Raw genomic sequence first — 21,626 nt, 5'->3', positions numbered from 1 at the left:
GATTCCAACATTAATTGGGAACTCTTATCCTTATGGCATCTCACTCTGTACACAACCTAAGCCAGACTCTTTTTACAGTGATTGAATCTTTCTGCGAAGTTGAATACGTTTTCAGGCAGGCTTGATTGCTCTTTTCAGCAATTTTCATTGCAGAATTCTGCAAAGTTAGATAGAAACCAGCAGCCCGTCAGTACTCACGGCGACAACATCACCTTTCTGGGATTGAGAGCAAGTCTGGGATTGAGAGCAAGTCTGAGACTCTCCGTGCAAGATGTCGCCCATGCTCACAGAATGGGTATCTTATCAGTGGAACCTCGCCCTAAATCCTTATCTTGAGCTATGACAAACTGGCCCTCTATCTCTGTGATTGTCCCCACCTATCAGCGCGAAGAACCGCTGCGGGACACGCTGATGGACGTATTGCAGCAGGATTATCCCACCTTTGAAGTGTTGGTTGTCGATCAGACCCAAGAGCATGAGCCAGAGACGACTGAATGCTTGCGCAGTTTAGAAGAGCAAGGCAAAATTCGCTGGCTGCGGCTCAAGTGGGCCAGTTTACCGGGAGCGCGCAACTACGGCGTCAGCCAGTCAACTGGCGACATCGTTGTATTTATTGATGATGATGTGCGGATGGAACCAGGCTATCTCAAGGCTCACGCCCAGAACTTTATCGATCAGCCTAAGGTGGGTGCGGTGGCCGGACGAGTGCTTGACCGGATGATTATGGAAAACTCACCGGATGGGTTCACTCAAGAGTACTTGCCGCCCCAAGCAATGGATCCTGGTATCGCTTGGTATTACCTTGATTTAGTCCACACGACTCAACCGCAACCCGTAATTTCAGCCCGCGGTTGCAATATGTCATTTCGGCGGGAGATCTTTACCCAGCATGGCCTACGGTTTGATGAGCGTTTCCGGGGCAGTGCCGTTCGGGAAGAATCCGACTTTTGCCTCGAAATTCGACATACAGACTATCAGATTTGGTACGACCCCCAAGCGGTACTGATCCATTTAGGTGAACCAACGGGCGGCTGTCATGACATCAGTACGCGATCGCTAAAATACCAGGTCACACATTACCACAATCATTTCTTGATGTCATTTAAGCACTTGACTGTAGGGCAGTGCCTGCGGCTGTATTGGCGACTGTTTGACTGTCACGTGTTGGGCCGTCCACCTTGCCATAAGAGCGGCTCACCTTTGAAGATTGCAGTACGCGGCGTATTCTATTTCTGGGGCTTCTTCAGCGCGGTTGGCACACAAATCAAATCGATTTGGGATGACGGCCAAGTCTATACGCGACTCTGGGCTTGATCACGACAATGCTACGGCTTAGGGCAGAGACTTTGGTGGCAGAGTTGCAGTAGGCTATACCCGGAGTTTAGTATTCTAACGTTTGACTTGGAGTACGATATGGCGACTTATCTAGTAACCGGAGCCAACCGTGGCATTGGCTATGAATACTGCAAGCAGCTTCAGCAGCGTGGTGACGATGTCATTGCAGTGTGTCGGGTATCTTCGGAAGAGCTAGATTCGCTGGGAGTGCGGGTTGAAACCGATATCGATATCACGTCGGATGAATCGGTTGCTCAGCTAGCTCAGAAACTAAAGGGCGTTACGCTGGATGTCTTAATCAACAACGCTGGTATTCTCGAACGCGTTAGCCTAGATGATTTGGATTTTGCCAGTATCCGCAAGCAGTTTGAGGTAAATGCGATCGGAACTCTGCGCTTGACCCATGCTTTACTGCCGTTGATCCGAGATGGCGGTAAAGTTGCAGTCATGACCAGTCGCATGGGGTCAATTGAAGACAATACATCCGGTGGCTCCTATGGCTACCGGATGTCTAAGGTGGCCGTATCCATGGCAGGCAAATCGTTATCCCACGATTTGAAACCGCGTAGAATTGCCGTTGCTATTCTGCATCCCGGCTTGGTTAGCACCCGCATGACTGGCTTTACCCAAAATGGAATTACCACTGAAGAGGCCGTGAAGGGTTTATTGGCAAGAATTGATGCCTTATCGATGGAAAATACAGGCACATTCTGGCACAGCAACGGCGAAGTTATCCCTTGGTAAAAGGGAATGATACTAACTGCTATACAACAGTAATGTAGCTAAGCAAACAATCTTGGCTCATGTTCAAAGAACGTGCAAACCCATCTTGAAATAGACAGGTTTAGGTATCGATTTCACATTGTCTGAACATGAGCCACAATCTTTTCTACTGCTTACGTTTTGCAATAGTGGCAGCAGAGAAGGTTGTTTTTTCTTGGCAAGCTGCACACGAAAATGCTGATGCTGCTAACTGCCCCTATTCAACGAAAATTGGAGTTTACAATCTTATTACTCGCGAATTACTCGCGAAATCAGATTAACTCACGAAGTAGGAGTGCCAAGTCAGCATTTCAAATGCTGCCCTAAGCTGCAAAACTTAGGGCATACGCTGGATTTAGCGCATTTTATGTCATCCAATGGTTTTCGACACTACTCCTTTGGACAGATTTAGACGCTGGCGTTCTCGATAGAGACATCAAAGTTTTTTAATCGTTTCTATCTAAGATTAAATTATTTCATCGCAAAAAATGTCGAGCTGAGGAGTTTGTACTATACTTACTCCCGTTTGTAAAATACTTAACTTTGCTCTTGCAAAAACGTTGGCAGAAAAAGTAAACAGCTGCTAGCGCAGTTGCTTAGACGTAGGTGGACACAGCAGACGTAAACATAAGTAACAGCTAGAAATCAAATTCGCAGACTGCGTTTATGGTTTATTGGTTTCTACCGAAAATCGCTATCTGATGGGTATTGGTCTTTGCAACCCGTCAATCTCTGTAGTGCTGTATCAAAAAACGCTATGACTACTACTCTTCATCCTTCCAATGCTTCTACGACCGCCCTTCAGGTTTTAATTATTGATCCAGGGGTCAACGATTACCAGTATTTGCTCAGCGGAGCCAAAGCTGGGGTTGCTGTTTATTTACTGGATGCTCAAGCCGATGGTATTCAGCAGATTGCCCACATCCTGCAGCGCATCAGAACAGACTATGGGAGCGATATCCCAGTTGCACTGCACGTTGTGTCACATGGTTCGCCAGGTTGCTTATATCTAGGAAATCAACAGCTCAGTTTAGACACGATTCGACAATACCAAGCAGAGTTGAGTCAATGGGGTTTGTCGGCATCCCATATTTTCTTGTATGGTTGCCGAGTTGCTTTGGGAGATGCGGGTTCAGAATTACTTACTCACTTACAGAATCTGACTCAGGCGACCGTTCATGCTTCTCAGCGCTTAGTGGGAAATGCAGAACAGGGAGGAGATTGGCAACTCGATCAAGTTGTTGGTGCGTTAGCCCATGAACCACGCACACTCGCGTTTACGACTCAAACGTTAAATACCTACACATCAACGTTTGTAGCACCAGAAATTACTAACGTTGCGGTTGATCCAAGTTCGCCACAAAACGAAGGAACAACTGTCACGCTGAATGCAACGTTTAGAGATAGTGATGGCGTTGACCCGGCTAATTACACCGCAACGATTGATTGGGGTGATGAAACCACGACTGATATCACCGTGATCAATGGAGGGGACGTTGATGGGAATGGCACTGGTATTTTCTTCTTTAACGTTGACCACCAGTATGTAGATAATGCTCCGGATGGAGCGCCGTATGCAATCACCGTAACGGTTAACGATACGGCGACTGACGAAACTGATTCGGCGACTGCCTCATTCACGATCAATAATGTTGCACCCCTTATTAACCAAGCAAATCCAACAATTACGATTCAAGAAGATACGACAACATCTGGTACAGTTGCATTAACGGTGACCGATCCAGGCGACGATACATTTACCTGGCAGGTTGTCCAGACGCCTCAAAACGGGACGGCTTCGGTGGATGCTAACGGAGTTGTCAGCTACACGCCAGGAATAAACTTTAGCGGTTCTGAAACATTCCTGGTGCAAGTTCAAGATGATGATGGTGCAACCGATAACGTTGCTGTTACGGTTAATGTCGCTGCTACGAATGATGCTCCCAATTTGCTGGGCGATGTTGCGCTGCCTGCAGTTGATGAAGATGCGCTCAATCCAACTGGCACCTCTGTGTCGAATTTAGTTGCACCCGTTTTTAACGATATTGACCCTAATAGTTCGTTGGCAGGGATTGCCGTCATAAGCAATCCAGCCAATTCCACCACGCAGGGACGCTGGCAGTATTCAACCAATGGCGGCACTAATTGGTTCAATGTTCCAAGCGTCAGCAATACCGCCGCTTTAGTGCTAGCAGCCAATACGCTACTTCGGTTTAGACCGGCGGCTAACTACAACGGTACACCCCCAGCCTTGCAGGTTCGGGCGATTGATAATAGCTATCGGGGAAGTTTTACGGTTGGGCAAACCTCTCTAGTAGTGACCAACGCGTCTAACAATGGTGGTAGCACTGCCATATCCAGTACAACCAGCAATATCTCAGTGGTCGTTACGCCAGTTAATGATCCGCCAGTAATTGATCCGACGCAGGATTTTGCGTTTGAAGTTAGTGAGTCGGCTATAGCTGGAGATGAAATTGCCATTTTGCTGGCGGATGATATCGACAGCAGTACGATTACCTGGTCGATTGAGGATGGCAATCTAGATCTGGATGGAGATGGCAATGCGGCTTTCGCAATTGACCCAGCAACAGGTACATTAACTGTCAATGATGCCGATGATCTCGATTTTGAAGGTGCCAATAGTTCATTTGACCTGCTGATTCAAGCAACCGATGAGCAAGGTGCAAGCGATCAGGAAACCTTTACCATCACGGTCACGGATGCCAATGATCCGCCAGTAATTGATCCGGGCCAAGATCTGACATTTGAAGTGGCAGAGGATGAAGTAACTGGTACAGTTATCGGCTCCATCAATGCGACCGATCCCGATCCGACGGACACGCTAACCTGGTCAATCATCAGTGGCAACCTAGATCCAGACATGGATGGAACGCCTGTCTTTTCGATTGATGACATGGGGCAAATTGCGATCGCAGATGCCGATGATCTTGATTTCGAAACCACTTCAACTTATACCCTCGAAGTGCAAGTTAGCGACGGTGAACTAACAGATCAGGTCACCGTTACGGTTGAAGTCGATAACATTAATGAACCGCCTGTCATTCCAGTCGGGCAAATTCTGACCGTAGAAGAGAATGCCGAAAACGGTACGGTCGTTGGCACAGTCGAAGCCAATGATCCGGAAGGCAATATTACGACTTGGGCAATCACAGGTGGCAACACGGATGCCGATGGTGATGGTATCAACGCCTTTGCTATTAATGGCACAGGCACCATTACCGTTACAGACGGAGATGAGCTTGATTATGAATCAACTTCCACCTACGGCATTGAAGTCACCGTCATTGATGAATCTGGTGCAACCACCACAGAGCTCATTCAAATTGACTTAGATGATGTAAACGAGTCACCCACTATTCCGGACGGACAAACCTTTACGGTCAGCGAATCAGCAGCATTCAACACCGTTGTTGGCACCATCACCGGCAATGATCCAGATGAGGCTGATGTTGGCGGTCTAACATGGGCCATTTTAGGAGGCAATCCCGATCCAGATGGCGACCAAACCCCTACGTTTGGCATTAATGCCAGTACGGGAACCATCTTTGTGGCAGATCCAGATGATTTAGACTTTGAAACAGACTCCAGCTACACCCTGTCAGTACGCGCAACGGATACAGCAGGCAATACAGATTTAGCCACGGTCACGATTCAAGTTGATAACGAAAATGAACCACCGGATATTCCGGATGGCCAAAGCTTTAGCGTTGACGAAAACACGCCCGACGGCACCTTTTTCGGGATGGTCGAAGTCCTCGACCCGGAAGAAAATGTCACTAGCTGAACCATTGAAAGCGGCACCAACCCTGACAATGACGGGGATGGAGTAGCTGCCTTTGGCATTGATAGCACAACAGGCGCGTTATTCGTTGCCGATAGTGGAGATCTGGATTTTGAGGCTGACGACACGAGCTATACCGTCACAGTACAAGCCAGTGATGGTGAATCTAGTGATACGGCTGATATCACAATTCAGATCGACAATGTCAATGAGCCACCTGTGATTGTGCCCGATCAGCTCTTTACCATACCTGAAAATTCCCCAGTCGGTACCCCTGTTGGGCAGGTTAGCGTGTCTGATCCAGAAGGAGAACCCAGTAATACTTTCTCTTGGTCAATCACAGCAGAGTCAAATCCCGATCTAGATGGAGATGGCAATGCCGCCTTTGCCATTGACTCAACCGGTCAAATTCTGGTCAATGATGCAGATGATTTAGACTTTGAAACTGCGCCAAATCTATATGATTTGACGATTCAGGCTGGAGATACTGGTGAAGAAGTCGGCACAGCCGTTGTTCAGGTCGAAGTTACAGATGTCAATGAGCCGCCTGTGATTGATCCTGACCAAACACTGTCAGCAACACTACTGGAAAATAGCGCCAATAGCACTGTGGTCGGTACCGTTACAGCGACCGATCCGGATATCGGTGAGGTGTTGAACTGGTCAATCACCAACGGCAATGTTGACACCGATGGTGATGGCACCAGTGCCTTTTTGATTAGTGATAGTGGCGAAATTACCATTGCTGACAGTGACGATCTCGATTTCGAGGCGAATTCTACATTTGACTTAGAGCTGACGGTTACCGATGGCGAATTTAGCGATGTGACAAACTTCACAGTCACGTTGACAAATGTGAACGAGCCACCCGTGGTGCCAGCGGATCAAGTCCTCACTGTGCCTGAAAATTCTGCCAACGGAACTGAAGTTGGCATGGTCATGGTTAATGATCCAGAAGGCAACGTAACGAACTGGTCTATCACCGCTAATAATCCAGACACGGATGGAGATGGCATTCGCCTATTCCAGATTAATTCCAATGGCCTGATTACGGTAGCCGATGGAGATGAACTTGATTTTGAGACAACGTCTAGCTATGACCTTACCGTCAGAGCTGTTGATGAGGAAGGTGAAACGGGTTCAGCCACGGTTACCATTGAAGTCGATAACGTGAATGAGCCACCCAGCATTATGTCTGGGCAGACGTTTACCATTAATGAAAATGCCGAGATCAGCACCGAAATTGGCTTTATTTCTGCTGGTGATCCGGAAGGAGACCCCCTGACCTGGGCTATCGTAGGCGGCAATCCAGACGTTGATGGTGATGGAGTCAGCGCGTTTGGCTTGAACTCACAAACAGGGCGTCTGTTCGTTCAAGACTCTGAAGATCTGAACTACGAATTTGCCAGTAACTACACAATTGATGTCCAGGTCACTGATTCGGCTGGCAATACGGACACAGAGTCAGTAAATATTGCCCTCAATGACATTAATGAAGCTCCTGCCATTGCTCCGAATCAGGTCTTCAATGTTGACGAAAATTCACCCGTCGACACCGTATTCGGTGATGTAGTGGCGGCTGATCCAGAAGAAGATGCGCTGACTTGGACGATTCTGTCCGGCAACCCCGATAACGACGGCGATTCCACAGGTGCATTTAGCATCAACGCGAATGGTGAACTCGTTGTTGCTGACAGAGACGATCTGAATTTTGAAGCGTATCCCACCAGCTATACGCTGCAGGTTCAGGTCAGTGATGGCGAATTCTCTGACACGGAAACGATCACGGTCAATGTGAATAATGTGAATGAGCCGCCTCTGATTCCCGTGGGGCAGGTGTTAACCGTGATCGAAAATTCAGCTAATGGCACGGTTGTGGGTGATGTAGTGGCGACCGATCCAGAGGGCGACAACATTACAGCTTGGACAATCAACAATGGCAACCGCGATGTAGATGGTGATGGCACCAGAGCCTTTGCAATTAGCAATACGGGCCAAATTACAGTTGCAGATGCTGGCGATCTCAACTTTGAGGTTCAGCCTACTTTTGTACTCTTAGTTGCCGCAACTGATGCCAATGGTGCAGTTGGGACTCGAAATGTAACTGTCAACTTAACTGACGCTAATGATCCACCTGCAAACTTGCTGCTTCAGCCGGGTACTTTAAGGCTGAGTGGCCAACCGTATCGGCTCAATGGTAGTTTTGTTGATCCAGATCCGGCGGACACACATACCGTCACAATTAATTGGGGGGATGGTTCGTCCAGTACGTTGGATTTGCCTGCCGGTGATGTTGACTTCGAAAATATCAGTCATATCTATGATGATCCGGGTAACTACAGCATCAGCGTTCAGGTTACCGATGAAGATGGGGCTACCACATCGGCTAGACAGCAAGCTGTGATTGGTAATTCGCAGTTCCCAGACTTCAATCGGGATGCGCTGCCGGATGTTGTATGGCGGAATGATGTAACAGGACAGAATTCAATCTGGCTATTAGATGACAGCAATGCTCGAACCCAAGTTGGCGCTCTGCCACCTGTAACGGGTGCAAATTGGCAGATTGAAGGTGTTGGGGATTACGACGGAGATGGTCAAGATGATCTGGTTTGGCGCAATTCTACAACGGGTCAAAACAGCGTTTGGTTCATGAACGGCACCAATCGTGTTGGAACCGCTGGCCTACCTGCTGTTGCAGAAGCGGGATGGCAGCTAGGAGGTGTAGGTGACTTCTCTGCTAGCAGTCCGCTTCGGGATGATCTGGTTTGGCGCAATGAACTAACGGGGCAAAACGTAATTTGGGTTATGAACGGTATCAACCGTATTGGCACCATTGCGTTAGACAATGTCCCAGGTAGCGATTGGGAGATTGCGGGTGTTGGTAACTTTGATCAGGATGGGCAGCTAGACGACCTTATTTGGCGTAATTACGAAACGGGCCAAAATGTAGTCTGGTTTGTTGAATCAGATGGCACTAAGAGAACGCAGGCACTCGATCCGCTCGATGATCCGAACTGGCGCATTGAAGGAGCGTCTGACTTTGATGGTGACGGAGTTGCAGACGATCTACTCTGGCGCAACAGTGTAGAGGGTAAAACTTCAGTTTGGTTCTATAACAACGGTGCTCGGGTCGGTACAGCACCGATTACGCCGCCTGTCACGGATGGTAACTGGAGTCCAGTTGTCTAATAGACCTGATCGGAAATTGTTTTGTAGCGCGGCGGAGCCGCGCTACAAAACAATTTCCGACCTCAGAAACTTTATTTTCAATAAAGTCTAATCTTTGACTACATCAACAACTGAAAGGGAAAGCCCGTCGCCGCTTAGCGGCGACGGGCTTTCCCTTTCAGTTGTTAGCCGGAATTGTTGGTGCCGAGGCTGTAGTTGTAGGCGGGATTTTTGTATCCTTTGTCACTACTCAGTCTCTGTGAAAACCGATGAAACACTTTTCTGTTTTAATCTCGCTATTGCGCGATCGCATTATTTTCCTGGATGAAGTCCGACAGGAGCTGAAGCTGGAGCAGAAGATTATCTCGCTGATGATCGCAAGCGCCATCTTTCTGGGTGTATATGGCGCAATCATGGGCGCATCGAATAGCTGGCAGCAAATGATTGTTTCGGCAGTTAAGCTGCCAGCGCTTTATTTATTGACGCTGTTGATCTGTTTGCCAACGCTGTATTTCTTCGATATTTTGTTTGGCTCGAAGCTCAATTTTCGGCAATATTTGACGCTAAGCTTAACTAGCGTTTCCGTCATTAGCGTTTTGCTGTTTAGTTTTGCACCGATTACACTATTTTTCCTGATTTCCATTCATGAATACAACTTTTTCTTGCTCCTCAATGTTGCCATTTTGGGGCTGACTGGTGTAGTGGGCATGGGCATGTTCTATAAGGGCATGTTGACGCTGATGAAATCCGATGAGGACACCACGAAGTCTCGGTTTAATTTATTGAAGGGTTGGCTGGTTCTGTATGGTTTAGTCGGTAGCCAGTTGGCCTGGACGCTGCGCCCATTCTTTGGAGCACCGGGTGAGCCGTTTCAATTGTTTCGCGACATTGAAGGAAATTTCTATCAGCAGGTCATTCGCAGCATTTTAAGTTTGCTATTTGGGTAAGCACTTGGTTCCATTCAGGGTTTAGTTTGTATTTAAGTGAAACGTGTATTTAGGTGTTTAGTTCATTTTTGTGGTTCATTAATCAGTTTTTTATTGTCAAGATACACGAATGGATATTTCAGAACTAAAGCTAACCCAAGCAGATATTGAAAAGCTGACGGATGTGGATGTCGGGGAAATATTTGTCGCGGGTACGGTTCGCCCATCCGTCTTTCAATCACCCCGGCGAATTTTGTCTTTGTGCCTATCAGAAATTCTGAAAATTGGTGTAGCGTTTATCCTGTGTCTCGGTCTGAGCTTAATCATTGTGCGGAATATGGATGGTGTTGCGACTCGACTCTTATTTTTGAGTGCGATCGCACTTTCCTTATTCATCGCCATGGTCTGGAACGTGATGATTTGGCTGAAGGGCAAACGCTTGCAGACTCTGCATCGGCTGTTGGATGAAGTGGATCGTCACAATGACATTATTCAAGCGCTCCAGATTATGGATGAGCTGAATACCGTGCCGACGGCGGATTTGAATTTGCCGAATCAGGATGAGGTGATCACGGCACTGCGGGCCACTCGTGAGAGTTTAGCCTGTGGTCTCATGACGGAGCGAATTTTGCGGAAGCATCAGCGCTTTATTCAACGCCGCCAAGAGCTATTTACCAATATTGAAACGAATTTGGCCACGTTACAGTCGCTCAGCGTCAATCATCAGGCGGCGGAATATGCCCAATTGCTAAACGAGGCGCTGGAAATTGGCATGACGGTTCATCAAGAGATGAAACAGCGATCGCAATAGTCTCATATTTATATCAAGTTTGTGTGTCAGACCCCGATCTATTTTTTGTAAAACGTTTGCCCTGCAAACGTTTTACAAAAAATAGATGACGAGTTTTCAACCAGACTTCAATTTGCGACCAAAACTCGAAGGAGGTGATGATGCGGCGGCATCATCACCTCCTTCGAGTTTTAAATAGAAACTCTAGCCGAGACAAGCAGCGAGATCTTGTTCAGGAGTTGAAATGAGCTGGAGATTATAGGTTTCGACCAGAAGTTTCAGTACATTGGGCGTAAGGAATGCCGGCAGCGTGGGGCCGATCCGAATATTCTTGATACCCAAATGGAGCAGCGTCAGCAAAACTGCGATCGCTTTTTGTTCATACCAGGACAAAACCAGGGAGAGCGGGAGCTGATTCACGTCAACCTCAAAGGCATTGGCCAGAGCCGAAGCGATTTTGATCGCCGAGTAGGTATCGTTGCACTGACCGACATCAAGCAGCCGAGGAATGCCGCCAATGGTGCCCAAATCTTGGTCAAAGAAGCGGAACTTGCCGCAGCCCAAGGTGAGCATGACGCAGTCATCCGGCGCATTGGCCACCAAATCGGTGTAGTAATTGCGGCCTGCCTTCGCACCATCGCAGCCACCCACTAAGAAGAAGTGGCGAATCTGCCCCTGTTTCACGGCATCAACCACCTGATCGGCAATTTGCAGAACCGCGTTGTGAGCAAAGCCCGTCATCACCGTGCCTCGGTCTTGAGCCTCCGCAAAGCCCGGTAGTTCTAGCGCCTGCTGCACCACGACGGACAAATCATCTAAATGGCTGTGGCGCAGTCCCGGAAAGCCAACTGGGCCGAGCGTATAAATGCGATCGCAATAGCTATCGCGGGGCGGCATCAGGCAGTTGGTAGTCATCACAATTGGGCCAGGAAAACGCTCAAACTCTTGATTTTGATTTTGCCAAGCCGTTCCGTAGTGGCCATAGAGGTGAGGATAGGTCTGCTTCAGTTTGGGATAGCCGTGTGCGGGTAGCAGTTCACCGTGGGTATAAACCTGGATGCCTGTGCCCTCAGTTTGTTGCAGCACCGCACGTAGCGCCAACAGATCGTGACCCGAAACCAGAATCGCTTTACCGGCTTGCCAGCCCAGGGGAACGGTAGTCGGTTCTGGATGGCCAAAGGTTTCCGTATTGCCGCGATCCAGCAGCTCCATGGCGGTTAGGTTAATGCGACCCACCTCTAGAGCGCGACCCACCCAGTCCATCAGCGATTTGTCGGTTGTATCCAGTTCGGCTAAGACTTGGTGACAGAAGCGATAGAGTTCGTCGTCATGCTGACCCAGTTCTGCGGCATGGAAAGCGTAGGCGGCTACACCTTTAAGCCCGTAGATCACCGTCAGCTTCAGCGAAAACACATCCACATCTTTACCGGACTGACCAATGAACGCGAGTTCTAAATCACGTCCTTGCTGAATGCGCTGTGCCAAGCTGCTGGCGGGATAGAAGCTGCTCAGCGGAGTTTCTACTTTTTCGCGTCCCAGCGCCTGCAACTGCAATTTAAGGCTGTCACGTAGAGCAATCGTGCGGTTGACAAACGTCGAAAAGTTTTCTGCATCGAAATTAACGTTGGTTAGCGTCGAAAACAGCATCTCGCAGGTAAACGCATCGACTTCGCGAGTATTAATACCAGTGGCTTTGGCCTGTAGAGCAATCTGGGATAAGCCGCGCAGACAGTGTACGAGTAAATCTTGTAACGCATCGACTTCGGGGCTTTTGCCGCAGGCTCCCCACTGTTCACAGACATCACCACGGGCCGTTTGTTCACACTGATTACAGAACATGATTTCGCTCTCCATTCATCTTGTCTCTAGATTAGAGAGAGCGCTCAAAGAAAACCTTGACTTAAGTCAAAAGCATGATCAATTTTCGCGGGTCGCTAGCGTTTCGGTTTCATTTTCAATTGCGGTGCGGTACGTGCTGACAAAATGGTTGAGGGCAATGTCTCCCCCTGGTCCCGGAAATGACCAAACCTGTCCGACATGGGCATAGATCACATCTACGGTTGAGGTAGGTGGCACCATGACTGTTGGATCGGCCAAGTTGATGACCCGGTAGGCATTGGGAATCAATTGGCTATGCGCTTCAGCAAACTCTGGATTGCCTGTGCGGGGGCCAGCATAGCTATAGAGCCGAATTTGCTCCTTCAGTTCAGGCACTCGCAGGGCAATATCCATTGCGGCCAGAGTAGCGAGCGGCGAGCCTAAGCTGTGACCCGTGATATACAGCGGCACAGACGGATCGAGCTGACGGACGGCGGCCAGCGTCGGTTCGGCTAACTCGCTGTAGATTTTGGCAAATCCATGATGGACTTTTCCGACAAATTTAAACCTGCTTTCCTCTTTAGAGGTAATTTGCTCCGCATTGATGGTCTGTAGCCACTCATTACCCCGCTGCGTGCCGCGATAGACCAAAATACTGGCCGCTGGCGATGCGATCGCAAATCCCCAGTAAACTGGACTGGCCCATTTGAGCGTGACGGATTGACCCGCTAATCCCCGAATTAAAGTCTCAGCTTGATCAAAATTAGCCTTCAGCGGATCGATATATTCATTGGCATTTTCTGGAGTGAGTTCTACCTGTTCTTGTACATTGGCTTCTTCTGGGCCGATGACGGAAGCTACCTGGGTGTAGGCGGCCAAGCGATCGCTGTAGGTCGGTAATGCTGCGATCGCACCTTCATAATCCAAGTCATACTTACCCGTGAGATACTGCTCAGTGCTAAGCCGACTGCACAGGATGAGCTGTTTCGACATTTCTCGGCTGTAGGGCACAGTGGGAGCTTGCAGCTTGACCGATGCGTTAATCTCTTCAATATTTGCGACGACGACCTTATCAGCATCGTAGGCGCTTTCTAGGGCTTGCGTTTGATAGGCGGATGAACCCAAAACGAGATCGGTAATTTCCGCCTGCTGAATGGCTTGTGCCTTGAGGCGCAAAAACTGACGAACGCCTGTAGCGGCAACACTGACCGCTAAACCACCCAGCAACATCTGACGACGAGTGAGCTTAGCCATCTGCGATCGCATCCTCCCCGCTTGGTGCAGGCTCTGAAGGGTCTTTCGTATCTTGATTGAAGCCACGCCGCAAATAGCCATTCAGGCCAAACTGATTAGCCGTACGACCAATACTGAGCGTGAAGGTCATGAACGCAGCAGCCAGCGCAAACGGTGTGAATAGTGGCCAAAAGGTACCAATGATAATTAGCGTCAGCCAAGCGAGGAAGGCAATGGTAAACGCACCAATGACGTCCAAAGCCGTATTGGCAAGAACAAGTGGATTACCTCGCCAAGCAAAGCGCCATTTGCGGCCAATATCCCACAGCATTTTGCCAATGATGGCAACGGTGGCTAGAAAAACGGGCGTAAATAATTGCGGAAACGGATTTAGCCCCACAATTGCGATGCCCAATGCGTAATCCATCACCATATCCTGCACGACTTGATAGCGCTGCGAGATATCAAGCGCCGAGGTGGTAGCGAGCGAGAAGTCTTGATTGGCTTGAGACATGCGATCGCACTTGACGCCCAAAGGCGAGGTGAGACAGTTAATGAATTTATCGTGAACACATTAAAACAAATAGTTGCGCATTCAAAGCCAGACTGGATCAAACATTTTATATTTCTCATAATCTTGCATGTTGCAAAGCCAGAACCCGAAAGGTTTGAGCGCAAGTGTGAGATTTTATATTTTTCGCTCCCTAGCATCAGGATTTTGGCAATTCACCTCTGTAGGATTGCTATGACAGCACGATAGTTTCTGCCTGAGTATGCGATTTATGAACACACTGGTTAGGCCGCATCGATTGACTCGCACTGGAATTCGTCTAAAGCAGAGCGTAAAACAATGGTCGTTTACTCTGGCACTGGGTGCTGTTTGGAGTATAGGCTCCATGCTGCCTGCTACGGCAGCAGAACGATTGGGATTTCAGTATGGGCCGATTGTGCGTTCAATCGAACTGGAGTCTTTAGAAACCTTTGCTGAAACCGGAGTTGTCACGTCTGAATTAGAGTCATATTTCAATTTAGCCAACGTGAATGAGACTCAGCAGGCCGAATTTCGGGCGGCCTTACAAAACTCCGTTGATCTCGATCCAGTTCTGGTTTCACGCTTTTTCTGCAGCAATATTGGCGATCGCATCCTGACTCAGTTTTTAGGCGATCTGATCCGCACGGAAGCTGGCTTGAACAGTAAATACGCAATTCGTTCTGCCTTGGTGTTGGCGGCCAATGATGAGCAAGGGCTCTCGCTGCTCAATTTTTTGCGCTATCTGCCCGTTAACATTCGGCTCGATCTCGACAAGGTGTTAGGACTGAGTGAGGCCATTACCACGGTCGTAGAAGGAACTGAATATGCGATCGCAACGATGGATCAGCTTTCTACGGCAGAGGCCGTTGGCGATCCACCCGTGGATTTTGCCGCACTGCCTGATCCCAGCCAGCTTGGCCCGTTTGAGGTTGCCTACCAGCGCTGGACGTTGACTGATGAAAGCCGCGATCGCACGCTATACGTGGACGTGTTTCAGCCGCAGCAGGCGAGATCTGAACAAACACCCGTGGTCGTGATCTCGCATGGCCTCGCCTCTAACCCAGAAGCCTTCTGGAAACGAGCGGAACACTTGGCTTCCTATGGTTATCTGGTGGCGCTGCCACAGCATCCGGGCAGTGATCTGCTCCAGGCTGAGCGGTTTCGTCAAGGGCTATCTAACAATATTTTTCAAGTTGAGGAGTTTATTGATCGACCAAAAGATATCAGCTTTGTCCTCGATATGCTGGAGCAGCGGAGTGCTTCCGAGCTTGACGGAGTGCTGGATCTCGATAACGTTGGCGTAATTGGCCATTCGTTTGGCGGCTATACGGCGCTGGCGCTGGCTGGAGCGGTACCAGATTTTGAGTTTTTGGCCCAAGAGTGTGCGGCTCAGTTTAACTACATTAATATCTCTCGGCTCCTACAGTGTGAGGCGCTGGAACTGCCGCAGCAAACCTACGATTTTCGCGACCCGCGCGTGGCGGCAGTGATCGCGATGAATCCGGTGAACAGTAGTATTTTCGGGCCAGAGGGACTGAGCCAAGTTACCATTCCAGTTGCGATCGCAGCCGGAAGCTACGATCCAGCGACACCAGCCGTATTCGAGCAGTTTCAAACATTTCCCTGGTTGGGCAGTTCAGAAAAGTATTTAGGACTAATTGAAGGCCAAGCCCACGTCGATTTCTCACAAGTAGATGCAGGTGTTACGGATGCGATCAATTCAATTGAAGGTTTAACTTTAGCCAGCCCGTCAATTATCGACTATTACGAAGATGCACTAACGCTTATCTTTTTCGAAATTTACATAGTCGAAAATCCTGAATATCGCGCGTTTTTAGAATCCGATTATTCGGCTTATTTGAGTCAGGATCAAGAGTTCAAAATCTATGTAATCAGCGAAGAGTCAACTGATGAGTTGGAAGCTGCTATTGAAGCTTTTAAGGATGAGTACGATATAGATTGAGTGCAACTAGACTATGGGAATTGATCTTACTTATCAACGAATCAAGCCTGATAAACTTATAGATTTACAGTTGTATCCTGAAAAGGCGATGGATTTTTTTGGATGGAACTTAGATCTAGATGATGACGAAGTTTTAGATCGCTATGTTGATGCGCTAGAATCTGACGATCGCTATTTCACACTTGATAAATGGTGGAGAGCAATTTACTTTCTATTGAATCTCTTGGGGTCCATTCCCCGCCGCTCTGCGGCGTAAGATCTAAGAATGAGTGAGTACATCCACAAGAGTCATAACGTAACAGTTTTGCTATACCACTTAGTGTTTCCAGCAAAGTATCGACGGGTTGTGTTTGATGAGCAAGTAGATGCGGTTCTGCGAGAGGTCTGCCTCGAAATCGAGAAACGCTACGAGGTGAAGTTTGTCGAAATTGGAGTGGACAAAGACCATGTCCATTTTCTAGTGCAGTCCGTGCCGACCTATAGTGTGACCAAACTGGTAACGATGCTGAAAAGTTTAACTGCACGAGAAGTCTTCAAACGATGCCCTCAAGTGAAGCAGAAACTTTGGGGAGGCGAGTTTTGGAGTGATGGATATTTTGCGAGTACAGTAGGCCGCCACGGGGATGAAGGAATGATCGCCAAATATGTTCAAGCCCAAGGCAAAGATTACCTCAAATTGCATCGGGATAATCAACTTGCTCTTTTTTGATTCTGATACCCCGTCCGCTTGCGGCGGGGTATTTCATTGGAGAGCTTTATGGCAACCTCGATCAAAACTATATGGATTCCCCCTTTCATGTTGTAATTAAGGGTGGAACAGCTATGGAAATAAACGCGAGTTTTGGCCCTATTCGCTATTTCACGCCAAATGAGATTGTTGAGATTTCCGATGTATTGGGCAAAATCCCAACGGATCAAATACGTTCACGCCTTGATACTCTAATATCGAATTTACAAGTAAATAGCTATTCGTCCCGCGATGTAGAGCAATGCAAGAAAGATTACGAGCAGCTACTGCTCGACCTTTATAATAAGCTGATATCCTTCTTTGACGAAGCTGTCAAATACGACGAAGTTATATTGGTTTACTTCGAATGAAATTTGGCTAGCATGAATAAATTACTACGGAACTATAAACTTCCTCTTTCTCAATCAGATAGATGGTTGGAGAGAGCAGTAGATGGAACATTTCTGCTTCTCTGTCTTTTGCTACTGCTACCCTTTGGGGCTTGGGCATGGTTACCTGCAAAAATCCCGATTCAATGGGATGTACAGCAATCTCAAACAGGACATGAACAGTAACCATACATGAAGGCTTTCTCAAAGATGAAGGTTTGCAGATGAGTCGCCAGATAAAAGAGGAGTTTGACCGAGCGAAAGGAGTGGCACAAGCGGGCAAATTTACGACTAAATCGCTTGGCCTGTAACCAAACATCTTCGACCGGATTTTGCTCGGGTGCATTAGGCGCAAGCTGAATGCAAGTGAGTTTCCAGTGCTGCTCTCGAGTACCATGATTCTGTTGACTCAGGTAGTTGCGAACCACCTTGGAACGGTGGTAGCTGGCTCCATCCCAGATGATGAAAAAGCGAGTGGACTCATCATACTGAGATTGAAGATACTTCAGAAAGGCCACGGTATTGTGCTGATTGCCTGCCTCATACTCATGAATAACAAAGCTCTTGCTCAAATAGTCCAAGGCTCCATAGTAGGTCTGCCGCTCTCGAATGGAGGCAATGGGGATGTCCACTCGCTGATTGCGCCGACTCCATCCATATCCACGGAGGTCTCCCCAGAGCAGATGGCACTCATCGAGAAACATCACTCGCACCTGCCCACTGGCAATCTCGGCTCGCCACTGGACCAGCAACTGTTGAATCTCGGCTTTTTTGCCTCGACTTTGGCCTCCTCTTGGCCCGGATGCACCGAGTGGGATTTCTTCCAGCTAAACCCTGCGTCTTTGAGCAGTTGGGTATAGCTTTGGGCTGAGCGATAGAGCACTCCATAGCGCTCTTCAATCTGCTCAACAAGCTCCTCTAGTGTCCACCAGTTTTTCTGCTGCAACCACTCAAAGATGTCCTGTTTCTGCTCGGCGCTTAAATAGCCTTGGGTGCCCCAGTAGTGGGATTTCAGTCCCTCGACTCCTCGCTCTTCATAGCGCTGGTGACTCGCACTAATAAATCCCAGAGAAACCTGTAGGATATCTCGGATCGCCCGATAGCTTTGACCTCTCTGGTGCAGTTGCACGGCCAAGGCGCGTTTCAGTTCTTGGGCAGAGGGATTACTTTGGATAAATTCTTCCAGGGAGGTCATGGCTGATTTACTTCGGTGAGGATAACTCTTTATTCTATTCTCCCTCGTTCATTACCTATTTGTGATTGCTGTATCAGGCATACCGATACAATGGGCTAATAAAGCTATAGCTCTTTTTGTAGTCTTAATTCTTCTAGTTTTTGCTGGCTTAGTCCAGCTAATAGCTAGAATTTTTAGTCGTAATCCTGGATACCTTCAGCAAATTGTAAAAATTACTGAAGAAAACGCTAAAAGACAGTATCGTATTCTTCGAACTTTTTCATATGTGTATATGCTAGAGCTGAATCTAGCGTATCTATTTGCTGCTTGGCATATGGCTCAAACATGGTTTGAGTACACACCTACGAGCTTTATTTCTCCAAACGTATTACTTGGTTTAGTAATCGTTACAGGATTGCTTCAACTAGGATTATCTCTTTACAACCAGTGATTGCCGAGATTAGTATATGTCTTATCTAATCGACGAACTTGAATATATTATGGATTGGCTAGAATCGGCCAATTCTGAATTTGAATATTGTGAATTTGTTGATTGCTATAATCGAGGTCTAACTCGACAGCAGATTAATAAACTAACAAAGGATTTACCATTCAAGCTGCCTGAAGAAGTCTATGAGCTTTATCAATGGCGCAATGGAAAAGCCGATCTTGATTTCAACAATTACTGTCCATCAGTTGAATTTCTATTTCCCAAGCAAATAAATGACTCATACGTCCCATTTTGGCCTTTGAAGGAGTCGATTCAGAATTATCATGATTTGTGGAAAATTGAGCAGCAACTCACAAGCAATTCACCCTCCGATCGCTATGAAGGCTGGGGTGAAAAGTGGTTTCCCATAGCTTCATTTGAGAACAAAACGATGCTGTACATAATTGGGGATCTTGATCCTTCTCCAGTTTATTTAATTGATTACATCTTTATGGATAACCCATTGAGAATCTATAAGAGCTTAACAGATATGGTCTCCGTAATCGCTGAGTGTTGTGAGTTAGGTTTATATCAAATCGTGCCGGATGAGTCATACCAAAATTTGCCAGATATGTATGGAGAAGAAGATGTCATGGCGATTCAGCTAGATGAATCAAAACTCGATATTGAAAAGTCTATATACCGTAAATACAACTCATAATAAAAAATTTAGGAAGATACGTTACGCTTCGCTTTAGTGTAGCCACACCCACAGGACTATACGACATTTGAGAGCATACTCGACGCTTAATATTACTTTAGATACAACCCATCAGATAGAGATTTTCAATGTAGCCTCACAGAGGCTCTGAGTTACTTCGGTGGGCAGAGTTGGGTGCATTTCTGCCGCATCTATAATCGCATACATCGTTTCTTATAATCTTTTTAACACGTATGCCTGATATCAGTGAACAAGCCTTAAACGAGGTAACTAAACTGGGTATTGAATCTCAACTAGATGAAGTTGAAAATCTAACGGTTGATATTCATACTGATCCTGGAAAACTTATCCAGGGCAATGTTGAATCAGTGGAAATCGCTGGTGAAGGGCTAGTGATGAAAAAAGCTCTGCGGGCTGACACACTGATTATCAAAACCAACGATATTAAGATTAACCCTCTTAAAGCCGTCGCTGGTGATATCGAACTTGAGCAGACTGTGAATGCAGATACTGGTGTTGTTTTAACCGAAGAAGACATCAGCAAAGCCTTCAACTCTGACTATATTCAGTCCAAGCTTTCTGCTTTGACAATTACCGTAGATGGTCAGACGACGCATATCAAACCTCAACAGATTCGGTTTGAAGTTCCAGAAAACGACAAAATCAGAATTCAATCTGATATTGAGCTTTTAGATCTGAATTCAACCCAACATGTTGAGATAGTTGCAACTCCTAAAATGTCGCCGGATGGTCATCAAATCCTGCTAGAAGACATTCAAAATGGTGCAGAAACAGATTCGCCCGAATTAGTTTCTGCACTGGTCAATGCATCGAAAGAGCTTCTAGATCTACGCAATTTTGAACTTGATGGCATGAAGCTGAGATTTCAAAAATTGGATGTGCGACCGGGCAAAATTACCATCAAATCGCAAACAAAGATTGATAAAATGCCTAGTTAATTTTGCAGTCATATCAAGGTTCAGGAAACGCTTCAAAAGCGGTACGTGTTTAGCATAGCCATATGATCCCCCGCTGTCGCCGCCCCCTTAAAAAAGGGGCTATTCCAACTCTGGCTCAAAGTTCCCCTTAAAAAGGGGAATTTAGGGGGATCTATGTAGAGTGTCACGCTAAACAAGTACCAAAAGTGTTTCCTGAATTTTGATTTTCGCATTTATTTATAGGGTGATTAATTAGAAATTTCAAGCTAGTTTGACAAATAAGACTCAAGTAAATCTCGCGGGGCGCTCAAATTCCTATCCCCGCCGCAAGCGGACGGGGCATTACGGAATTTGCCCTTCGGGACGCACTCCCGCGCTACCACTAACGTGGCAAGCCACGGGGAATTAGACCCACAGAGATTAAATCTTCCAGTCGATGAGCTTCCTGTCGATTAGAGCAGGTAATAGCTGGAACATGAATCGAGCTTTGATTAGATGGATTGGGTGATTTAGCTCTAAATCGAACTTCGTAATAAATGCTGCCGCCGACAGGATTAGTTGAGCATTGCTTCGTTATAACGGTTAAGTTATCTAACGAACAGCGATTAAATCTTGCTCGATCTTGATTAACAGTCAACTGATTTTGATTCTTATCAAAAATGTATTGAGTCCGAGTTTGAGACGTGATTCCTCTCAAAAGACATAAAAATCCGAGTAATCCAGATATAAAAGACCAGACAAGATTAGATCCCGCTAGAGCAACTGCTGCAATACCCAGCAGAACTAATCCACCAATGAGATAAACTGCGATATCGACACTATGGCTGAGCCGAATCACCAGTTTTTTAGGCGTTTGCTCCAACACAAAAGGATTATTGACAATAGCAGTCATAAATGATGAATTAACTTACTTTGCAG

The 21,626-nt window shown here is 47.2% G+C and carries 19 protein-coding genes; 13 read left to right on the top strand and 6 right to left on the bottom strand.

Annotation, left to right across the window (positions count from 1 at the left end; translation table 11 throughout):
* Positions 1–339: 339 nt before the first annotated feature.
* The 6 genes from hpsN to AC286M_RS20870 all read left to right on the top strand — a co-directional run bounded on the left by hpsN (position 340) and on the right by AC286M_RS20870 (position 10,804).
* The gene (gene hpsN / locus AC286M_RS20895; RefSeq protein WP_488206231.1) at positions 340–1,314 is read left to right on the top strand and encodes a hormogonium polysaccharide biosynthesis glycosyltransferase HpsN; all 975 of its coding nucleotides are present in this window, start codon (positions 340–342) and stop codon (positions 1,312–1,314) included.
* Between the two features lie 99 nt (positions 1,315–1,413).
* On the top strand, positions 1,414–2,079 hold the full coding sequence (locus tag AC286M_RS20890) for an SDR family oxidoreductase (protein WP_488206230.1): 666 nt from the start codon (positions 1,414–1,416) through the stop codon (positions 2,077–2,079).
* A 775-nt stretch (positions 2,080–2,854) separates the two neighbouring features.
* Positions 2,855–5,902 (top strand): DUF4347 domain-containing protein, encoded by a 3,048-nt coding sequence (locus tag AC286M_RS20885; protein ID WP_488206229.1) that lies wholly within the window; start codon positions 2,855–2,857, stop codon positions 5,900–5,902.
* A 216-nt stretch (positions 5,903–6,118) separates the two neighbouring features.
* Positions 6,119–9,088, top strand: coding sequence for a cadherin domain-containing protein (locus tag AC286M_RS20880; RefSeq protein ID WP_488206228.1), 2,970 nt, complete (start codon positions 6,119–6,121; stop codon positions 9,086–9,088).
* A gap of 248 nt (positions 9,089–9,336) precedes the next feature.
* Positions 9,337–10,014 (top strand): hypothetical protein, encoded by a 678-nt coding sequence (locus tag AC286M_RS20875; RefSeq protein ID WP_488206227.1) that lies wholly within the window; start codon positions 9,337–9,339, stop codon positions 10,012–10,014.
* 109 nt (positions 10,015–10,123) lie between these two features.
* The gene (locus tag AC286M_RS20870) at positions 10,124–10,804 is read left to right on the top strand and encodes a hypothetical protein (RefSeq protein WP_488206226.1); all 681 of its coding nucleotides are present in this window, start codon (positions 10,124–10,126) and stop codon (positions 10,802–10,804) included.
* Positions 10,805–10,987: 183 nt separating this feature from the next.
* Here the strand turns inward: AC286M_RS20870 and hcp are convergent, their stop codons facing one another.
* The 3 genes from hcp to AC286M_RS20855 form a co-directional block, all read right to left on the bottom strand.
* Positions 10,988–12,622, bottom strand: a complete 1,635-nt coding sequence (gene hcp / locus AC286M_RS20865) for a hydroxylamine reductase (RefSeq protein WP_488206225.1) — start codon at positions 12,620–12,622, stop codon at positions 10,988–10,990.
* 78 nt (positions 12,623–12,700) lie between these two features.
* Positions 12,701–13,855 carry a lipase family protein gene (locus tag AC286M_RS20860; RefSeq protein WP_488206224.1) on the bottom strand — a complete coding sequence of 385 codons (1,155 nt, stop codon included), beginning with the start codon at positions 13,853–13,855 and terminating at the stop codon, positions 12,701–12,703.
* Positions 13,848–14,348: a hypothetical protein gene (locus AC286M_RS20855; protein WP_488206223.1), complete on the bottom strand. Its 501-nt coding sequence runs from the start codon at positions 14,346–14,348 to the stop codon at positions 13,848–13,850. The genes AC286M_RS20860 and AC286M_RS20855 overlap by 8 nt, the downstream gene beginning before the upstream one ends.
* 382 nt (positions 14,349–14,730) lie before the next feature.
* Here AC286M_RS20855 and AC286M_RS20850 point away from each other — a divergent pair, with 382 nt between their 5' ends.
* The 4 genes from AC286M_RS20850 to AC286M_RS20835 are packed head-to-tail and all read left to right on the top strand — an operon-like array spanning position 14,731 to position 17,427.
* Positions 14,731–16,329 (top strand): alpha/beta hydrolase, encoded by a 1,599-nt coding sequence (locus tag AC286M_RS20850; RefSeq protein ID WP_488206222.1) that lies wholly within the window; start codon positions 14,731–14,733, stop codon positions 16,327–16,329.
* A 13-nt stretch (positions 16,330–16,342) separates the two neighbouring features.
* Entirely contained in the window at positions 16,343–16,585 is a 243-nt protein-coding gene (locus tag AC286M_RS20845) for a DUF1877 family protein (protein WP_488206221.1), read from the top strand.
* Between the two features lie 9 nt (positions 16,586–16,594).
* Positions 16,595–17,038 carry an IS200/IS605 family transposase gene (gene tnpA / locus AC286M_RS20840; RefSeq protein ID WP_488202591.1) on the top strand — a complete coding sequence of 148 codons (444 nt, stop codon included), beginning with the start codon at positions 16,595–16,597 and terminating at the stop codon, positions 17,036–17,038.
* Positions 17,035–17,427, top strand: coding sequence for a DUF1877 family protein (locus AC286M_RS20835; protein WP_488206220.1), 393 nt, complete (start codon positions 17,035–17,037; stop codon positions 17,425–17,427). The genes tnpA and AC286M_RS20835 overlap by 4 nt, the downstream gene beginning before the upstream one ends.
* Positions 17,428–17,609: 182 nt before the next feature.
* Here the strand turns inward: AC286M_RS20835 and AC286M_RS20830 are convergent, their stop codons facing one another.
* A complete protein-coding gene (locus AC286M_RS20830) occupies positions 17,610–18,197 on the bottom strand; it encodes a transposase (RefSeq protein ID WP_488203438.1) in 588 nt (195 codons plus the stop codon).
* Entirely contained in the window at positions 18,149–18,640 is a 492-nt protein-coding gene (locus AC286M_RS20825) for a helix-turn-helix domain-containing protein (protein WP_488203817.1), read from the bottom strand. Before AC286M_RS20825 ends, AC286M_RS20830 begins: the two co-directional genes overlap by 49 nt.
* A 61-nt stretch (positions 18,641–18,701) precedes the next feature.
* Between AC286M_RS20825 and AC286M_RS20820 the strand changes: the two genes are divergently transcribed.
* The 3 genes from AC286M_RS20820 to AC286M_RS20810 all read left to right on the top strand — a co-directional run bounded on the left by AC286M_RS20820 (position 18,702) and on the right by AC286M_RS20810 (position 20,729).
* Positions 18,702–19,070: a hypothetical protein gene (locus tag AC286M_RS20820; protein ID WP_488206219.1), complete on the top strand. Its 369-nt coding sequence runs from the start codon at positions 18,702–18,704 to the stop codon at positions 19,068–19,070.
* Between the two features lie 16 nt (positions 19,071–19,086).
* Positions 19,087–19,770 (top strand): SMI1/KNR4 family protein, encoded by a 684-nt coding sequence (locus tag AC286M_RS20815; protein WP_488206218.1) that lies wholly within the window; start codon positions 19,087–19,089, stop codon positions 19,768–19,770.
* A gap of 233 nt (positions 19,771–20,003) precedes the next feature.
* Positions 20,004–20,729, top strand: coding sequence for an LmeA family phospholipid-binding protein (locus tag AC286M_RS20810; RefSeq protein WP_488206217.1), 726 nt, complete (start codon positions 20,004–20,006; stop codon positions 20,727–20,729).
* A gap of 361 nt (positions 20,730–21,090) precedes the next feature.
* On the opposite strand, the gene AC286M_RS20805 is transcribed toward AC286M_RS20810, so the two are convergent.
* A complete protein-coding gene (locus AC286M_RS20805; protein ID WP_488206216.1) occupies positions 21,091–21,600 on the bottom strand; it encodes a hypothetical protein in 510 nt (169 codons plus the stop codon).
* Positions 21,601–21,626 lie beyond the last annotated feature (26 nt).

It is taken from the genome of Thainema salinarum CENA647 (genome assembly GCF_057732415.1).
The sequence above is the reverse complement of the archived record's forward strand: the minus strand, read 5'-3'. Positions and strand labels throughout refer to the sequence as shown.

Excerpts from the sequence above, each read along its gene's own strand:
- AC286M_RS20845 (WP_488206221.1), top strand. The coding sequence starts at position 16,343 with ATGGGAATTGATCTTACTTATCAACGAATCAAGCCTGATAAACTTATA.
- AC286M_RS20860 (WP_488206224.1), bottom strand. The coding sequence starts at position 13,855 with ATGGCTAAGCTCACTCGTCGTCAGATGTTGCTGGGTGGTTTAGCGGTC.
- AC286M_RS20815 (WP_488206218.1), top strand. The coding sequence starts at position 19,087 with ATGTCTTATCTAATCGACGAACTTGAATATATTATGGATTGGCTAGAA.
- AC286M_RS20870 (WP_488206226.1), top strand. The coding sequence starts at position 10,124 with ATGGATATTTCAGAACTAAAGCTAACCCAAGCAGATATTGAAAAGCTG.
- AC286M_RS20810 (WP_488206217.1), top strand. The coding sequence starts at position 20,004 with ATGCCTGATATCAGTGAACAAGCCTTAAACGAGGTAACTAAACTGGGT.
- tnpA (WP_488202591.1), top strand. The coding sequence starts at position 16,595 with ATGAGTGAGTACATCCACAAGAGTCATAACGTAACAGTTTTGCTATAC.
- hcp (WP_488206225.1), bottom strand. The coding sequence starts at position 12,622 with ATGTTCTGTAATCAGTGTGAACAAACGGCCCGTGGTGATGTCTGTGAA.
- hpsN (WP_488206231.1), top strand. The coding sequence starts at position 340 with ATGACAAACTGGCCCTCTATCTCTGTGATTGTCCCCACCTATCAGCGC.
- AC286M_RS20890 (WP_488206230.1), top strand. The coding sequence starts at position 1,414 with ATGGCGACTTATCTAGTAACCGGAGCCAACCGTGGCATTGGCTATGAA.
- AC286M_RS20885 (WP_488206229.1), top strand. The coding sequence starts at position 2,855 with ATGACTACTACTCTTCATCCTTCCAATGCTTCTACGACCGCCCTTCAG.
- AC286M_RS20850 (WP_488206222.1), top strand. The coding sequence starts at position 14,731 with ATGCTGCCTGCTACGGCAGCAGAACGATTGGGATTTCAGTATGGGCCG.
- AC286M_RS20875 (WP_488206227.1), top strand. The coding sequence starts at position 9,337 with ATGAAACACTTTTCTGTTTTAATCTCGCTATTGCGCGATCGCATTATT.
- AC286M_RS20805 (WP_488206216.1), bottom strand. The coding sequence starts at position 21,600 with ATGACTGCTATTGTCAATAATCCTTTTGTGTTGGAGCAAACGCCTAAA.
- AC286M_RS20855 (WP_488206223.1), bottom strand. The coding sequence starts at position 14,348 with ATGTCTCAAGCCAATCAAGACTTCTCGCTCGCTACCACCTCGGCGCTT.
- AC286M_RS20825 (WP_488203817.1), bottom strand. The coding sequence starts at position 18,640 with ATGACCTCCCTGGAAGAATTTATCCAAAGTAATCCCTCTGCCCAAGAA.